The organism is Nocardia acididurans, from assembly GCF_016741815.1.
Classification (GTDB): domain Bacteria; phylum Actinomycetota; class Actinomycetes; order Mycobacteriales; family Mycobacteriaceae; genus Nocardia; species Nocardia acididurans.
In genome coordinates this window covers 1-475 of sequence record NZ_JAERRJ010000062.1, presented here as the reverse complement: position 1 = coordinate 475, position 475 = coordinate 1, and the positions used below count along the sequence as shown (strand labels likewise).

Below are 475 nucleotides of genomic sequence, written 5' to 3'. Positions count from 1 at the left end.
CGTTTACTTCTGATTGCCTCCTTCGGGAGGGAATTGAGAGTCTTCAACGGAGAGTTTGATCCTGGCTCAGGACGAACGCTGGCGGCGTGCTTAACACATGCAAGTCGAGCGGTAAGGCCCTTCGGGGTACACGAGCGGCGAACGGGTGAGTAACACGTGGGTGATCTGCCTCGCACTCTGGGATAAGCCTGGGAAACTGGGTCTAATACCGGATATGAGCACGGTCTGCATGGACTGTGTTGGAAAGGTTTACTGGTGCGAGATGGGCCCGCGGCCTATCAGCTTGTTGGTGGGGTAACGGCCTACCAAGGCGACGACGGGTAGCCGGCCTGAGAGGGCGACCGGCCACACTGGGACTGAGACACGGCCCAGACTCCTACGGGAGGCAGCAGTGGGGAATATTGCACAATGGGCGAAAGCCTGATGCAGCGACGCCGCGTGAGGGATGACGGCCTTCGGGTTGTAAACCTCTTTC

The 475-nt window shown here is 58.9% G+C and carries 1 rRNA gene; it reads left to right on the top strand.

Annotated features, from left to right (window positions below):
* Positions 1 to 43: 43 nt before the first annotated feature.
* A 16S ribosomal RNA gene (locus JK358_RS38795) occupies positions 44 to 475 on the top strand; the annotation flags it as partial.